Origin of the sequence: Azospirillum sp. RU38E, from assembly GCF_900188385.1 — a bacterium.
Classification (GTDB): domain Bacteria; phylum Pseudomonadota; class Alphaproteobacteria; order Azospirillales; family Azospirillaceae; genus Niveispirillum.
On the sequence record NZ_FZOI01000002.1, the window covers coordinates 179,575 to 193,691 of the forward strand.

The window sequence follows — 14,117 nt, forward strand, 5'->3', positions numbered from 1 at the left end:
TTAAATCAAATCAAGGTGTAACGAAAATGACATCTTCAGATATGCTGTCTTCCATAAAGAATAACCGGCGGTCGGCCAGGGGCTGATACGCCCCCTGCCGACCGCCAACCCGTTCATTCAACTCAAGCCGGACGATAGCCGGTATCAATCACCGCATGGCCCCCGGCGATGCGGGAAACGCAGGCGCACATGCGCTTGCCTTCGTGCTTTTCCTCCTCGCCCAGGAAAACGTCACGGTGGTCGATGGGCTGGTCATGGTCCAGCACCTCCACGGCGCAGAGGCCGCATTCCCCCCGCTTGCAATCATGGATCATGGCCACGCCCGCTTCCATCAGCGCATCCAGCAGCGACTGGTCGGGCGGGACGGTGACGGTCAGGTCATAGCCCTTCACCGCCACCTGGAAGGGGGTTTCGGTGAAGCGGCCGGTATCGCCGAACACTTCAAAGCGCAGGCGGCTGATCGGGCGGCCGGCGGCGGTCCAGGCCTTCTTCGCCGCCTCCAGCATGGGCAGCGGACCACAGATATAAAGCTCCCCGTCGGGGGGCAGCTTGGCGATTTCGCCCGCCATATCCACCATGGCGCCCTGGTCCTGCGCATGGACGGAGAGCCTGTCCCCCAGCGCCGCGCGCAGCGGTTCCAGGAAGGGCATGGCCCCCAGGCTCTGCCCGCCATAGGCCATGCGCAGCCTGGCCCCGCGCGCGGCCAGGGCCAGCGCCATGCCGTAAATCGGGGTGACGCCGATACCACCCGCCATCAGCAGATAGTCAGTGGCCCGCCAGGACAGATCAAAGCGGTTTTCCGGCGTGCTGATGCGCACCGCATCACCCGGCTTAAGCGTGAACATGAAGCGTGAGCCGCCCCGGCTGTGCGGATGCAGCTTCACCGCCACCGCCACATGGCCGGGGGCGGCATCGGGCAGACAGCTATAGGTGCGCAGGGCGTGGCCATTTTCAATCGCCACCCGGATGGCGATGTGGGAGCCGGGGTCGAATGCCGGCAGCACCACCGGGGCGGCAAATTCAAAACGGCGGATGCCTTCCGCAATATCGTCAACGCGGGTGACCCGCGCATCCAGCCAGGTGATGTCATTCTTCATTATCGTTCCCTCCCTGTATCATGCGGGGGCAGCGTCAGCCGGCGACCAGCGCCAGCGCCGGGAAGCGGCGCAATGCCTCACTGCCCCCTTGCATCACGGTTTCCAGATTGCGGCGGGCCAGCCGCGCATGTTCTCGCGCCACGGATTCCGCCCGCGCCCCTTCGCGCAGGCTGATCGCCTCCACCATCGCCCGGTGCTGGGCCTGGGCCAGCACCAGCGAATGCGGCACCACCGGTTCCGCCCCCAGCTTTTCCAGAAAGGCGCTGGGGGAGGCGAAGGGCAGGCGGGTGATCCGCTCAATCTCCCGCTCGATGGTGATGCTGCCGGACAGGCCGGAGAGCAGCTCGTGGAATTCCTCATTCAAGGCGATATAGCGTTCCATCGACGGGTCGGACGGGTTCTGGGCCACCACCAGATCAATGGCATCCAGCACCCGGTTTATGGCCAGCATCCGCCGCGGCTCCACCCCGCGTTCAGCGGCCAGCCGGGCGGCCGTGCCTTCCAGCACGCCGCGCAGCTCAATGGCGTCAATCGCCTCGTCCAGGGTAAAGCGGCGGGGAATATGCCCCCCTGCCGGCACCCGTTCCAGCAGCCCTTCCTGTTCCAGCCGGGCAAGGGCGGCGCGGATGGGCGTGCGGGAGATACCCAGCTTTTCCGCCAGCCCCGGCTCGGACAGGCGTTCCCCCGGTTCCACCGCCCCGCGCAGGATCAAATCCCGGATGCCGGCCAGGGCCCGCACCGTCTGCGCCGCGTCCTTGTTGTAGCTCATGCTGGGTTCCTGTCCGGTTCTTGTTCCAGGTCAGTCGCCGGTCGCCGCCAAATATCCAGGGGCATCAAGAATGCCCCTGGATATCTTCTCATTCGGCCGCCAGCGACACGGCGGGCCGGGCCTCCGCCGCAATCATCTTGTCGATCAGCCGGCGCGCCCACATGGAGCCGGCATCGATGTTGAGATTGTAGAAGACATGGCCCGGATTATCATCAATGGCCCGCTGCTGGGCTTCCAGAATGCGTTCATCTTCGCGGAAGATGCCGGACACGCCTTCACGGATCTTGTGCGTGCGGGCCTGGTTGTGAATGTCGAAATTGCGGGCGAAGGCCCAGAAATAATGGCAGGTCTTGTCGGTTTCCGGCGTCAGGCAGTTGATGACACGGCCATCCACCCCCTTGCTGCGGTCACCTTCCGGTGCGCCCGTGCCGGTGGGGGCCACGCCGACTTCAATGATGATGGTGGAAGGGGCGGTGAAATTGATGATCTGCCAGCGGTCTACATGTTCCTTCTGGCCCAGATTCTCAGCCCAGAAGGGCGGCGCATCAATATCGATCATCCAGCGGGTGATGGTGGCCGTCTTCTCGCTATGGGTCGCGGTGAAGGGCGCCTCTGCCACGGCCTGATTGCCGATGGAGCTGCTATGCACGAAGGTTTCGTGCGTCAGATCCATCAGATTATCCACCACCAGCCGGTAATCGCACTTGGCATGGATCACCTTACCGTCGCCGGCCCAGGCGGGATCGGTGGCCCAATGGATATCGGGGATCAGGTCCGGGTCGGCCAGGGCCGGATCGCCCGGCCAGATCCACAGGAAGCGATAGCGTTCCACCAGCGGATAGCTTTTCACGCAGGCCGACGGGTTGATGGTCTCTTGCGACGGCATGTATACACACCGCCCGGTATCATCAAATTTCAGCCCGTGATAGCCGCAGACCACCCGGTCTTCCTCCAGCCGGCCCAGCGACAGCGGCAATAAACGGTGCCAGCAGGCATCAGCCAGGGCCACAGCGGTGCCATCCAGCTTGCGATACATCACCACCTGCTTGTTGCAGATGGTGCGCGCCAGCAGGCTGCGCCCCAATTCCACATCATAGGCGGCGACATACCAGGCGTTAAGGGGGAAGCCCGTCATCATAACTCTCCCTGGGTGTATGTTATTATTCATAACTGTATACAGCTTTCCGGGGCATGAGTCGAGAGATGATTTTCAGGCTGATATATTCACCCGGCAGAAATCAAAGGGCGGTGATCACGGCAACTGCGCATTAGCTTCCAGCTCATCCAGCCGTTTGGCCATGGTGCGGATATTGTCGATCAGCAGCTGCACCAGCTGGCGCAGCAGCGGGTCGGCGCCATAAAGGCTTTCGCGCAGCACGCTGGCCGGCATCCGCATCAGTACCGACTCCAGCTCGGCTGAGGCATTGGCCATGCGGGGCTTGCGGTCGAAAATGGCCATTTCGCCGAACACACCCTTTTCATCGACCGATCCGATGATGGTGGGATGCTCAATCTCCCCCCGCCAGATGCGCACCCGGCCCTTTTCCACCACATAAAGGCTGTCGCCTGGATCGCCTTCCTTGAAGATCATCTCACCGGGTGCGAAGGTACGGCGTTCGAACGCGGCGGACATGGGCAAGGCGCTCCCGCAAAGATTAACGGCTGCGTCATCATTACGCCCGACACCGGCATTTGGCTATAGGCTGCCATGTTGGGCGTAGGGGATTGACAATAGCACGACCGTTCGTATTATTTTCCCCATGAGCAAAGGGGAACGCACACGCGCCACCATCCTGGACGAAGCGCTGGCCATGACCAGCACGGACGGGTTGACCGGCCTGACCATCGGCACGCTGGCGGAACGGCTGGGCATGTCGAAAAGCGGGCTGTTCGCGCATTTCGGCAGCAAGGAGATGTTGCAGGCCGCCGTGCTGGGGCGGGCGGCGGAGCTGTATGCCGATACGGTGGTGCGCCCGGCCATGGCTTTGCCGCGCGGGTTGCCGCGCGTGCTGGGCCTGTTTGAGAATTGGATCGCCTGGACGCTGGCCCCGGTTCTGCCCGGCGGCTGTCCGATCCAGGCCGCATCGATTGAGTTTGACGACAGGCCCGGCCCCTTGCGCGACATGATCATCCGCCATCAGGAGGATTTGCGCCATCTGGTGACCGGGGCGGTGAAGCGCGCTGTGGATGAAGGCCATCTGCGCGCCGACCTGGATGTGGAACAGTTCGCGTTTGAGGGGATTTCGCTGTGCTTCGGTTTCACCCAAACCTATCGCCTGCTGAAAGATCCACGGGCGGAGGCTTGGGTGCGGACGGCCATCAATCAGTTGATTGAGCGCAGCCGACCGGTTGGGGCGTAATTCGGGTTCAACGGGCGTTGCAGACGCTCATCAGGGAAATGGGGGACAATCATGGCCCGTGTGAGTTTTTACTCCAAAAAAAGCACGAACGATCGGTTTAATTTATGGTCGGCACTGCCCCATTTGCCGGATTGGCTGATGCCTCTTTCGCGGGCGGAGCGGGCTGCGGATCTTTATCTGGTGCCCGAACGGCATGTCGCCCCGCCGGCCCTGCCAGAACCGGCGGGTGGAATGGTGCTGGCGGTGCCGGGCATGGTTCCCCACCTGAATGCCCGGCTCTGGGGGGCGGAGCGGGTGGTGGCCCCCCTGATCCTGCTGGCCCATGATTGGGAAGGGCAAATACAGGACATGATGCCGCTGATCATCGCGCTGACCGATGCCGGCGCGCGGGTGGTGGCCTTCGACGCACCGGCCCATGGGCGCAGTGGCGGCGATATCTGCCATGTGCTTGCCATGGCTGCCGCCGTCAAGGCCGTGGCCAAAGCGGCAGGGGGGCCGGTTGATCTGGCCATCGGCCATGGGTTGGGGGCCAGCGCCATGGTTGCCGCCATGGCGGACGGGTTTCAGCCCGGCCGCGTGGCCTTACTGGCCCCGATGGCGGATGTCCGCTGGCCGGTGCAGCAGATTGCCCAGGTTCTCCACCTGACAGAGACGGAGCAGGCTGCCATGTTGCAGCGGATCGATCAGGCCTTGGGGCAGCCGCTGCATGGGCTGACCCTGCATCCGCCGGTGGGGACTGTGCTTGGCTTGCTGATCCATAGCAGTGACGACCGGGTGGCCCCGGTCGCCGATGCGCTGCATCTGGCAGCCTTCTGGCCAGGAATGCGCCGGCATCTGGTGGATGGGTTGGGCCATCGCCGGCTGTTGGCGGATCGGGCTGTAGCCGACCTGATCATCCGTTTCGCCTTTGACGGGCAGGGCAGCGTCGACCGACACGCCGATTTGGGCTAAGCTGTTTTTGATAAACAATAAATCAGGGGAAATGTCAGATGCCGTTCATGGTGACGCCGCTTTATGCCGGCCTGTTGGGGATTGTGCTGCTTGTGCTCAGCTTTCTGGTCTCGCGCCAGCGGATGCGGCACAATGTGTCGGTAGGTGATGGCGGCGTGCCCGCCCTGGTCGGGGCCATCCGTGCCCAGGGCAATTTTGTGGAATATGTGCCGCTGACGCTGATCCTGCTGGCGCTGCTGGAACTGACGCACCATTCCCTCTATCTGCTGCATGGGTTGGGTATTGCCCTGGTGTTGGGCCGGGTGCTGCACGCCTATGGTATCTCCACCCGGCCGGAGGGGCGCAGTTTCGGGCGGATGTGGGGCATTCTGCTGACCTGGATTCCCATGCTGGCGGCCTCTGTCCTGCTGATCATTGCGGCGGTTTATCACCTGCTGACGGCTTGATCTGCCCGATTGTCATCCACAATCTCAGGTTTGGACATCAGGGAGGAAGGCATTATGCCGCTTGTCGTTATCACCGGGGCCAATCGGGGGATCGGCCTGGAATTGGCCCGCCAATATGCCGCTGATGGCTGGCAGGTGGTGGCCACCTGCCGTGATCTGGCCAAATCGAGCGATCTCGCCGGGTTGCCCGGCGTGGAGGTCCAGCCCTTGGCGGTGAATGCGGCGGAGTCCATCGCCGCCTTTGCCGCCTTGATGCAGGGCCGTGCCATCGACCTGCTGATCCATAATGCTGGCACCATGGGGCCGGACCCGGCCCGGCAATCAAAGGATGGGATTGATGCGGCCGGCTGGCTGGAAACCATGCAGGTCAATGCCTTGGCGCCCGTCCTGCTGACCCTGGCGCTGAAGGATAATCTGCGGTCGGGGGCCAAGGTGGCGACGCTGTCCAGCCAACTGGGGTCGCTGGCCGAAAATATATCCGGTGGTCTTTATGCCTATCGCGCTGCCAAGGCGGCGGTGAATATGGGTATCCGCAGTCTGGCGGCCGATCTGGCCGATCAGGGGATCATCCTGCTGGCCCTGCATCCCGGCTGGGTGCAGACCGATATGGGTGGGCCGAAGGCCCCGCTGCCGGTGGGGGACAGTGTGGCCGGCCTGCGGCGGGTGATCGCCGCCGCCGGACCTGCCGATAATGGCAGCTTCATCGCCTTTGACGGGCGCCGTATTCCCTGGTGAACGGGTGGGAGAGCGGATGATGGACAAGACACCGATTGAGTTCTTTTTCGATTTTGCCTCCCCCTATGCTTATCTGGCGGCCTGCCGGGTGGATGCCGTGGCCGCCGATCTGGGCCGGGTGGTTCGCTGGCGGCCCATCCTGCTGGGGGCGGTGTTCAAGGTGACGGCCGGCCAGCCCAACCTGATGAAGCCGCTGCAGGGCGATTATCTGCGCCATGATGTGCCGCGCTGTGCCCGCCGCTGGGGCATTGCTGTTGCCCATCCTTTGCCTATGCCCTTTGCCTCACTCGCTGCATCGCGCGGATTCTATTGGCTGGAGGGGCAGGGCGGCGACGGGCATCTGCCGGCGGCCTTTGCCCGTGCCATTTTCAATGCGCATTGGGCAGAGGGGCGGGATATGGCGTTGCCGGAAAATGTGCTGGATGTCGCCGCCGGCATGGGCATTGACCGTGCCGCGCTGGAGCAGGGAATTGCCGATACGGCCATCAAGGAGACCCTGCGGGCCGAGACAGAGGCTGCCATTGCCCGCGGTGTCTTCGGTGCCCCCTTCTTCCTGGTTGATGGCGAACCCTTCTGGGGGGCGGACCGGCTGGACCAGATGGCGGAATGGCTGCGGGCCGGCGGCTGGTGATCAGCCCCGGCCGAACAGCCCGTCAAACAAGGTGGCGGCATAGGTGGTGACCGCCTGTCCCGGCGGTTGCTTTGCCGCCCAGGGCGCCAGCTCATAGGCGGCGTTGACCATCGCCATGATGGTCTGCGAGGCGACCAGCGGATCAACCGGGCGGATCGAGCCTTCGATGATTCCGTCAATCACCATGCCGGCAAACCGCCGGGCCAGCCGGTTGGATTGCTTGATTACCTCATCCCGCAGATCATTGGGCAAAGCCTGCAGCGCCACGCTGCGCAACAGGGGCGCGCGCCGGCTGTCAAATTGCAGGTCCAGCAGGGTGGCGACGGCGGCGGCCAGCCGGTCGCGCTGGCTGACGCGGGGCAGGGCAATGGCCATATCCTGCGCCTGTTTCACCACCGCGAAACTGCGCTGGAAACAGGCATAGACCAGATCATCCTTGGCATCCAGATGATGGTAGAAACTGCCCTTGGTGACGTTCAGCTCTGCCACGATCCGGTCAACCGAGGCCCCGCGATAGCCGCGCGCATTGATCAGCCTTGTAGCGGCGGCCAGAAAATCCCGCTTGCTGCCATCCTCCTCCAGCGCCGGCAGGGACAGGATGCTGGGCGACCAGGCCCCCCCTTCGGGGGCCAGCCCCTGGGCGAACAGGTCCAGCAGGCGATGGCGCACCCGGTCATATTCTTCCGGCATGTGCAGCGGCAGCCAGGCCTGCACCCAGAACAGGGATTCCAGCAGCACATGGGTGCGGGCCGTATTGGCCCAGCGGGTTGCCTGAGGGCTGTTATCACCAAACAGGTCGCGCACGGTGCGGTAACTGTCGTGATACTGGTTCAGCAGCCGCTCCCGCTGCGGTTCTTCCATGGCGCGCATGTCGGAGATGCGCGCCACCGCCGGTTCCACCCCCCGCCGGATGGCATGGTAGGTGGCAAAAAAACCATCCACCAGCGCCGCAACCCGGGCGCGCGGCCCGCCGCCATGCCGCCCGGCACCGGTCACCAGGGCCCGGAACCGTTCCAGCGTATCATCGAAACAGGCTTCCGCCAGTTGATCCTTGCGTTTGAAATAATAGGTGACGCTGGTGGTGCTGAGCCCGACAAGGGCCGCCACCTCCCCCAGTGTCATGCCGCGAATCCCCTGATCATAGATCAGGCCGGAAGCGGCGGCGATGATCAGGTCGCGCTTGTTGCGCTGGCGGCTGGCGGCGGTCAGATCAGTCATGCTGATGAAGTTATCATGTCATCTTCATGTCGTCATGGCCCGCATACAGGTGCAGTGCAATTTTATCGTAAAATTAGTATGGCTGGATGATTTTGTTTGCCAATAATCAAGCGACTGGGCAGAATTTTCAGTATTGAACAACCCGGAATCAAATATCGATGGTTGAAGAGAATGGGGAGGGGGCGGCCATCTCCCTGGCTGCCTTGTTGAATGCCGCCGCGTGGGAGGGGACGGGATTCTCCGTCACGGTGCCGGCCAGCTGGGCCCAGGGGCGCACCGCCTATGGCGGCCTGTCGGCGGCCCTGGCATTGGAGGCGGCCCGGCGCTTTGCCCTGGACCTGCCGCCTTTGCGTTCTGCCCAGATCGCCTTTATCGGGCCGCTGGGGGGCCGGGTGCAGGTTACGGCGTCACTGCTGCGGCGGGGCCGTTCCAGCGCCTATATCCAGGCCGATGTGGTGGGGGAGAATGGGCTGGGCCTGCGGGCGATCTTTCTGTTCATGGCCGCTCAATCCTCCAGCGTGGATGTCACCCGGCATCCGATGCCGGATGTGCCGCCGCCGGGGGCCAAGCCCCTGGAATTCCCGGTGGAACAGCGCCCGGCCTTCACGGAGAATTTCGATTACCGGCCGGCGATTTTCTGGCAGTCCAGCGACGGCACGCCGCGCAGCGATTTTGCCTTCTGGGTCCGCCTGCGCGATGGGCGGGATATCGATCCCTCTGTCGGCCTGCTGGCGCTGGCCGACGCGCTGCCCCCGGCCGCCATGCCGCTGGCCCGCCGACCGGGGCCGACCAGTTCGGCCAACTGGACCATCAATTTCATGCAGCATCCGCCTGTGACCACGGATGGCTGGTGGCTGTTGCGCTCCACCCTGCAGAATGCCGTCGATGGCAACAGCAGCCAGCAGATGGGCATCTGGAACCGCGATGGTTTACCGGTGGCCGCCGGTATGCAGCATGTGGCCCTGTTCTTTTAAGGGGAAGCAAACATGGCCCGTGAACCCACGCCCACCCGCGCGCAATACCGGCACTTCTCCCCGCTGGGCACGCGCTGGATGGATAATGATGTCTATGGTCACGTCAATAACGTGACCTATTATTCCTATTTCGATACGGCGGTGAATGAATATCTCATCCGCGCCGGGGTGCTGGATATCCATGGGGGTGCTGTGATCGGGCTGGTGGTGGAAACCGGCTGCCGCTACTTCGCCCCCGTTGCCTTTCCCGATCAATTGGATATCGGCATCGCTGTGACGAAGCTGGGCAACAGCTCCGTGCGGTATGAGGTGGGAATTTTCCGCCAGGGTGAAGAAGTGGCCGCCGCTGCCGGCCATTTCATCCATGTCTATGTGGATCGGGAAAACCGGCGGCCCACGCCGCTGCCCGACGATTTCCGGGCAGCGCTCACACGATTGCTGGTGGATAATTAATCCAGCTTAAACAAGCCGTTCGCCGACCTTGTGCGGAAAACCGTTGAGGAAGGCGGCGGCATCGACCGGGCCGCGGCCGGGGCGTTGTACGCGCAACAGGCGCAACGCCCCCTCACCACAGGCAAGCGTGCCGGTGCTGTCCAGCAGGGTGCCGGCTGCTGCCTTGCCGGCCACCGGCTCGGCGGACAGCACCTTCAGCTTTTCCCCATTGGGCAGGTCGATCCAGCAGCCGGGCCAGGGGTTTAGCCCCCGGATTTGCCGATCCAGTTCAAGGGCGGGGCGGGTCAGGTCCAGCCGGCCTTCATCCTTCACCAGCTTGGCGGCATAGGTCACGCCCTCGGCTGGTTGGGGTTCCGGTTTCAGGCTGCCATCAGCGATGCCGGGCAGGGCCGCCACCATCAGCCGGGCGCCCATGGCGGCCAGCGCGTCATGCAGTTCCGATACAATCATGCGCGGGCCGATAGCGATGCTGTCCTTCAACAGCATGGCGCCAGTATCCAGCCCGGCATCCATCTGCATGATTGTCACGCCGGTTTCGGCATCGCCAGCCAGCAGGGCGCGGTGGATGGGGGCGGCCCCCCGCCAGCGCGGCAGCAGGCTGGCATGAACATTGATGCAGCCCAGGCGCGGCGCATCCAGCACCACCTGCGGCAGGATCAGCCCATAGGCGGCGACAATGGCTGCATCCAGCCCCAGCTCGGCAAATTCCCGCTGCGTCTCGGCATTGCGCAGGCTTTTGGGCGTGCGTACCGGAATGCCCAGGGCTTCCGCCCGGCGATGCACCGGCGATGCCTGCAACTGCTGGCCGCGCCCGGCGGGGCGGGGCGGCTGGCTATAGACACAGACCACCTGATGGCCGGCCTGCACCAGCGCATCCAGGATGCCAACCGAAAAATCCGGCGTGCCCATGAAGGCGAGGCGCAGCGACATAGCGGAATATCCAGGCAACGGGAAAAAAGCGGGGAGCGCGGATCAGCCGCGCTTGGCCTTGTTATACTTGCGCAGCACCATATTGCGCTTCAGCGAAGAGAGATGATCGATGAACAGCACACCGTTCAGGTGGTCAATTTCATGCTGGATACAGGTGGCCAGCAGGCCATCGGCATCCATCTCCCGCACCTCCCCGGCGCGATCAACATAGCGCACGCGCACCTGGGCCGGGCGGGTGACGTCGGCATAGATTTCCGGGATGGACAGGCAGCCTTCCTGCGTCACCGCCAGTTCATCCGAGGTCCAGATCAGCTCCGGATTGACCATGGCCAGCGGGTTCGGCTTTTCGTTCTTGTGGTCGGTGACATCGACCACGATCAGCCGTTCCAGGATGCCCACCTGCGGGGCGGCCAGACCGATGCCGGGCGCCTTGTACATCGTCTCCAGCATATTATCCATCAGGTCGGCGACACGACCGTCCACATTGTCCAGCGGCTTGCACTTGGCCTTCAGGCGGGTGTCGGGGATGGTGAGGATGGGCAGCAGAGACATTTCTTCTTCGGTCCGGCGGGCGGGGGTGGAACGCGGATGGCATTATTACATTGTGGGCAGATAGGCCCCAAGCCCTTTGGCGTCAAGCGCCATGGGTGCGGGTCTACTCCCCCGCCAGCGGGGCCGGCAGCCCATCATTTTCCGGCAAGGGGTCGGCCAGGGCCATGGGCTGGCGTGGTGCATGGTCCAGCGGGGCCAGTTCGGGCAGGCTGGCTCCATCGGGGGCGGCACGCAAATCCTTGAAGCGCCGGGCGGTGACCAGCACCCGCGATTCCAGCGAGGCCACGGCGGCATTATAGCTGTTCACGGCCCCGCCCAGCCCCTTGCCGACACGGCCCATATGGTCGGCCATCACCGCCAGCCGCTCATAAAGCTCCCGCCCCAGTTGGCTGATGGTCTGGGCATTGCGGGTCAGCGCCTCCTGCCGCCAGCCATAGGAAACGGCGCGCAGCAGGGCGATCAGGGTGGTGGGGGTGGCGGGGATCACCGATTGGTCAATCCCGGCTTCAATCAGGCCGGGATCTTGTTCCAAGGCGGCGGAGAAGAAATTCTCTCCCGGCAGGAACAGCACGACAAATTCCGGGGCTGGATCGAACTGCGCCCAATAGCGCTTCTCCCCCAGCCCCTTCATATGGTCGCGGACATGCCGGGCGTGGCGGGCCAGATGCACCATCTTGGCCCGGTCATCGCCCTCCTGCGTGGCATCCAGATAGGCTTCAAGCGGGGCCTTGGCGTCCACAACAATGCTTTTGCCCCCGGGCAGGCGGACAATCAGGTCCGGGCGCAGCCGCGCGCCGTCGCTGGTCTGGGTGCTGGTCTGTTCGAAGAAATCGCAATGGTCCAGCATCCCGGCCATTTCCACCACGCGGCGGAGCTGGATTTCACCCCAGCGGCCGCGGGTCACCGGGCTGCGCAGGGCCTTTACCAGATTGCCGGTTTCCGCCCGCAACTGGCCCTGGCCTTCCATCAGGTGCGCGATCTGGGTCTTCAACTCCACATAGGCGCCGACACGGGCCTGTTCGATGCCCTGTACCGCTTCCCCGAACTTGGTCAGATGGTCGCGGATGGGGGTGACCAGGGCATCGATGGCGGCATTGCGCTTATCCAGGTCGCCGCGTGCCGATTCCTGGAATTTTTCCAGCTGCGCCTGGGCCAACGTCAGGAAGTCGCGGTTATTGGCGGATAGGGCCTCCGCCGACAGGGCCTTGAAGGCATCCCCCAGCCGGGCCTGGGCCTGATCCAGCAGGGCCAGCTTTTCCATATTGCCGCGCCGTTCCTGCTCCAGCTCCGTCCGGGTCTCGGCCAAGGCTGCTTGCAGATGGGCCTGTTCATCCTGGGCCTCGGCCAACCGCTCTTCCAGCAGCGGCACGCGTTCCGCCACCGCCTCTGCCGCTGCCCGTGCCGCCTGTTCGCCCATCCATTGCCGGCGCAGATCGGCCAGTAGCCGGTCTCGTTCCGCCAATTCATGGCGAAGTTCCCCCAAATGCCGGCCCATATGGTCGCGTTCGGCTCGCAGGCCCGCCACCTCCGCCCGCAAACCGGCCAGCCGCCGGGCCGAGCCCTGGCGCAGCCAGAGGGCGACAAGGCTGGCCGCCAACAGGGCGCCAAGGATCAGGGATAACGGATCAAGGGAGAAGCTGGCGGGCAAGGGCAAAGGTTCCGGTTATCAATGCACGGGTACGCGTCATCATAACCGCAACCAATTAAAATGGGAACAGAATACGAACAAATTACGGGGCGGCCATGCCGCTGGACCAGCTGTGCCAGGCATTGGCGATGTGGGAGCGCATGACGGACGCGGCCCAATCGGCATCACGCAGCCGCAGGGCGGCGACCAGTTCCCGGTGGTGCCGGTTGCTGCGTTCCAAGGCTGCCTGATCATAGGCATGGAAGGTCCGGTTGATCACCGGCACCTCCACCAGATGCGGCATCAATGCTGCCAGCAGCCGGCTGCCGGCGGCAGACAGGATGGTGTGGTGGAACTCCCCATTCAGGGTCAGATAATCATCCCCCTTATGGGCCACGCAGGTTTCCATGGCATCGGCCAGGGTCTGCAACCGCTCAATCTCTTCATCGCTGATGCGGGATGCCGCCAGGGTGACGGCATGGGCCTCCATCAGCCCGCGCAGGCGGAACTGTTCCTCCAGCTCACGGTAAGACCAGTCCGGTACCAGCACGCCGGCCCCGCTGTCCGGTTTGGCGGCCAAACCTTCGGCCACCAGACGGCGCAGGGCTTCGCGGATCGGCGTGCGACTGACGCCGATCCGCTCGGCCAGTTCCTCTTCCTTCAACCGGCTGCCCGGTGGAAGCGTGCCATCCAGGATCAGCCCCCGGACGGCCTGATAGGCCCTGGCCGTCGCACTCATCACACGCTACCTGCCAGATGGCTGATCGCCTCTTCCAACGCAATCACGTCGGCATATTTGGCGTTCAGGTCGAACAGGTTGGCTTCCTGGATGCGCGGGTCGCGGTCGCCCACGGCTTCCCGCACCACCAGGGGGATGAACCCGTTCTGGCAAGCATCCAGGGCCGAGGCCCGCACACAGCCCGAGGTGGAAAGCCCGGCGATCAGCACGGTATCCACGCCCATGGCGGTGAAGGTGGACGCCAGGGAGGTGCCGAAAAAGGCGCTGGCATATTGCTTGGTCACCACCGGTTCGGACGGCAGCGGTTCCAGCCCGTCGGCGAAGGCGGCCCATTGCGGGTGCTTGTCTCGCTCAAAACAGCTCAGCGCCTTGACCTTGCGGAAAAACACCCCGCCATCCACGCCGCCGGGCGTATAGGCAACATTGGTGTGGATCACCGGGATGCCGGCGGCGCGTGCGGCGCGCAACAGGGCTTCCGCCCCGTCGCGCGTCTTCTCCACCCCCGCATAAAGCGGACAGGCCGGGTCGAGATAGGCTTTGACGAAATCAATGATAAGCAGGGCGGGGCGCTTGCCCCAACCCAGCCGGTTGCCGAAACCGGCCTGCGCGTAATCGGCATTCAAATCTTTCGTCAT

General features: G+C 64.0%; 17 protein-coding genes. 7 read left to right on the forward strand and 10 right to left on the reverse strand.

Annotated elements, in window-relative coordinates:
• Window positions 1-122 precede the first annotated feature (122 nt).
• The 4 genes from CHB97_RS06045 to CHB97_RS06060 form a co-directional block, all read right to left on the reverse strand.
• Window positions 123-1,097 carry a PDR/VanB family oxidoreductase gene (locus CHB97_RS06045; RefSeq protein ID WP_089287066.1) on the reverse strand — a complete coding sequence of 325 codons (975 nt, stop codon included), beginning with the start codon at window positions 1,095-1,097 and terminating at the stop codon, window positions 123-125.
• A 34-nt stretch (window positions 1,098-1,131) separates the two neighbouring features.
• Complete coding sequence (locus tag CHB97_RS06050) at window positions 1,132-1,866, reverse strand: GntR family transcriptional regulator (RefSeq protein ID WP_089287067.1); 735 nt, start codon at window positions 1,864-1,866, stop codon at window positions 1,132-1,134.
• 88 nt (window positions 1,867-1,954) lie between these two features.
• Window positions 1,955-3,004, reverse strand: a complete 1,050-nt coding sequence (locus CHB97_RS06055; RefSeq protein ID WP_089287068.1) for an aromatic ring-hydroxylating dioxygenase subunit alpha — start codon at window positions 3,002-3,004, stop codon at window positions 1,955-1,957.
• Window positions 3,005-3,118: 114 nt separating this feature from the next.
• A complete protein-coding gene (locus tag CHB97_RS06060; protein WP_089287069.1) occupies window positions 3,119-3,499 on the reverse strand; it encodes a Crp/Fnr family transcriptional regulator in 381 nt (126 codons plus the stop codon).
• Between the two features lie 127 nt (window positions 3,500-3,626).
• Between CHB97_RS06060 and CHB97_RS06065 the strand changes: the two genes are divergently transcribed.
• The 5 genes from CHB97_RS06065 (at window position 3,627) to CHB97_RS06085 (ending at window position 6,989) form a co-directional block, all read left to right on the forward strand.
• Window positions 3,627-4,226: a TetR/AcrR family transcriptional regulator gene (locus CHB97_RS06065; protein ID WP_089287070.1), complete on the forward strand. Its 600-nt coding sequence runs from the start codon at window positions 3,627-3,629 to the stop codon at window positions 4,224-4,226.
• A 138-nt stretch (window positions 4,227-4,364) separates the two neighbouring features.
• Window positions 4,365-5,177: an alpha/beta hydrolase gene (locus CHB97_RS06070; RefSeq protein ID WP_143270742.1), complete on the forward strand. Its 813-nt coding sequence runs from the start codon at window positions 4,365-4,367 to the stop codon at window positions 5,175-5,177.
• A 38-nt stretch (window positions 5,178-5,215) separates the two neighbouring features.
• A complete protein-coding gene (locus tag CHB97_RS06075; protein WP_200819837.1) occupies window positions 5,216-5,623 on the forward strand; it encodes an MAPEG family protein in 408 nt (135 codons plus the stop codon).
• Window positions 5,624-5,677: 54 nt separating this feature from the next.
• Complete coding sequence (locus tag CHB97_RS06080) at window positions 5,678-6,358, forward strand: SDR family oxidoreductase (protein WP_089287072.1); 681 nt, start codon at window positions 5,678-5,680, stop codon at window positions 6,356-6,358.
• A gap of 16 nt (window positions 6,359-6,374) precedes the next feature.
• The gene (locus CHB97_RS06085; protein WP_089287073.1) at window positions 6,375-6,989 is read left to right on the forward strand and encodes a 2-hydroxychromene-2-carboxylate isomerase; all 615 of its coding nucleotides are present in this window, start codon (window positions 6,375-6,377) and stop codon (window positions 6,987-6,989) included.
• On the opposite strand, the gene CHB97_RS06090 is transcribed toward CHB97_RS06085, so the two are convergent.
• A complete protein-coding gene (locus tag CHB97_RS06090; protein ID WP_089287074.1) occupies window positions 6,990-8,207 on the reverse strand; it encodes a TetR/AcrR family transcriptional regulator in 1,218 nt (405 codons plus the stop codon).
• 158 nt (window positions 8,208-8,365) lie between these two features.
• Between CHB97_RS06090 and CHB97_RS06095 the strand changes: the two genes are divergently transcribed.
• Complete coding sequence (locus CHB97_RS06095; protein ID WP_089287075.1) at window positions 8,366-9,181, forward strand: thioesterase family protein; 816 nt, start codon at window positions 8,366-8,368, stop codon at window positions 9,179-9,181.
• A 12-nt stretch (window positions 9,182-9,193) separates the two neighbouring features.
• On the forward strand, window positions 9,194-9,634 hold the full coding sequence (locus tag CHB97_RS06100) for a thioesterase family protein (protein ID WP_089287076.1): 441 nt from the start codon (window positions 9,194-9,196) through the stop codon (window positions 9,632-9,634).
• A 6-nt stretch (window positions 9,635-9,640) separates the two neighbouring features.
• Here CHB97_RS06100 and fmt read toward each other — a convergent pair whose 3' ends face one another.
• The 5 genes from fmt to CHB97_RS06125 form a co-directional block, all read right to left on the reverse strand.
• On the reverse strand, window positions 9,641-10,564 hold the full coding sequence (gene fmt, locus CHB97_RS06105) for a methionyl-tRNA formyltransferase (RefSeq protein WP_089287077.1): 924 nt from the start codon (window positions 10,562-10,564) through the stop codon (window positions 9,641-9,643).
• Between the two features lie 42 nt (window positions 10,565-10,606).
• The gene (gene def / locus CHB97_RS06110; RefSeq protein ID WP_089287078.1) at window positions 10,607-11,116 is read right to left on the reverse strand and encodes a peptide deformylase; all 510 of its coding nucleotides are present in this window, start codon (window positions 11,114-11,116) and stop codon (window positions 10,607-10,609) included.
• 103 nt (window positions 11,117-11,219) lie between these two features.
• Window positions 11,220-12,764: a DNA recombination protein RmuC gene (gene rmuC / locus CHB97_RS06115; protein WP_244559424.1), complete on the reverse strand. Its 1,545-nt coding sequence runs from the start codon at window positions 12,762-12,764 to the stop codon at window positions 11,220-11,222.
• A gap of 82 nt (window positions 12,765-12,846) precedes the next feature.
• Window positions 12,847-13,482, reverse strand: coding sequence for a GntR family transcriptional regulator (locus tag CHB97_RS06120; protein WP_089287079.1), 636 nt, complete (start codon window positions 13,480-13,482; stop codon window positions 12,847-12,849).
• The gene (locus tag CHB97_RS06125) at window positions 13,482-14,117 is read right to left on the reverse strand and encodes an isochorismatase family protein (protein WP_089287080.1); all 636 of its coding nucleotides are present in this window, start codon (window positions 14,115-14,117) and stop codon (window positions 13,482-13,484) included. The genes CHB97_RS06120 and CHB97_RS06125 overlap by 1 nt, the downstream gene beginning before the upstream one ends.

Coding starts and splice junctions, on each gene's coding strand:
- fmt (WP_089287077.1), bottom strand. CDS start 10,564: ATGTCGCTGCGCCTCGCCTTCATGGGCACGCCGGATTTTTCGGTTGGC.
- CHB97_RS06125 (WP_089287080.1), bottom strand. CDS start 14,117: ATGACGAAAGATTTGAATGCCGATTACGCGCAGGCCGGTTTCGGCAAC.
- CHB97_RS06050 (WP_089287067.1), bottom strand. CDS start 1,866: ATGAGCTACAACAAGGACGCGGCGCAGACGGTGCGGGCCCTGGCCGGC.
- CHB97_RS06045 (WP_089287066.1), bottom strand. CDS start 1,097: ATGAAGAATGACATCACCTGGCTGGATGCGCGGGTCACCCGCGTTGAC.
- CHB97_RS06085 (WP_089287073.1), top strand. CDS start 6,375: ATGATGGACAAGACACCGATTGAGTTCTTTTTCGATTTTGCCTCCCCC.
- CHB97_RS06055 (WP_089287068.1), bottom strand. CDS start 3,004: ATGATGACGGGCTTCCCCCTTAACGCCTGGTATGTCGCCGCCTATGAT.
- CHB97_RS06075 (WP_200819837.1), top strand. CDS start 5,216: ATGCCGTTCATGGTGACGCCGCTTTATGCCGGCCTGTTGGGGATTGTG.
- CHB97_RS06120 (WP_089287079.1), bottom strand. CDS start 13,482: ATGAGTGCGACGGCCAGGGCCTATCAGGCCGTCCGGGGGCTGATCCTG.
- CHB97_RS06090 (WP_089287074.1), bottom strand. CDS start 8,207: ATGACTGATCTGACCGCCGCCAGCCGCCAGCGCAACAAGCGCGACCTG.
- CHB97_RS06100 (WP_089287076.1), top strand. CDS start 9,194: ATGGCCCGTGAACCCACGCCCACCCGCGCGCAATACCGGCACTTCTCC.
- CHB97_RS06065 (WP_089287070.1), top strand. CDS start 3,627: ATGAGCAAAGGGGAACGCACACGCGCCACCATCCTGGACGAAGCGCTG.
- CHB97_RS06080 (WP_089287072.1), top strand. CDS start 5,678: ATGCCGCTTGTCGTTATCACCGGGGCCAATCGGGGGATCGGCCTGGAA.
- CHB97_RS06060 (WP_089287069.1), bottom strand. CDS start 3,499: ATGTCCGCCGCGTTCGAACGCCGTACCTTCGCACCCGGTGAGATGATC.
- CHB97_RS06070 (WP_143270742.1), top strand. CDS start 4,365: ATGCCTCTTTCGCGGGCGGAGCGGGCTGCGGATCTTTATCTGGTGCCC.
- def (WP_089287078.1), bottom strand. CDS start 11,116: ATGTCTCTGCTGCCCATCCTCACCATCCCCGACACCCGCCTGAAGGCC.
- CHB97_RS06095 (WP_089287075.1), top strand. CDS start 8,366: ATGGTTGAAGAGAATGGGGAGGGGGCGGCCATCTCCCTGGCTGCCTTG.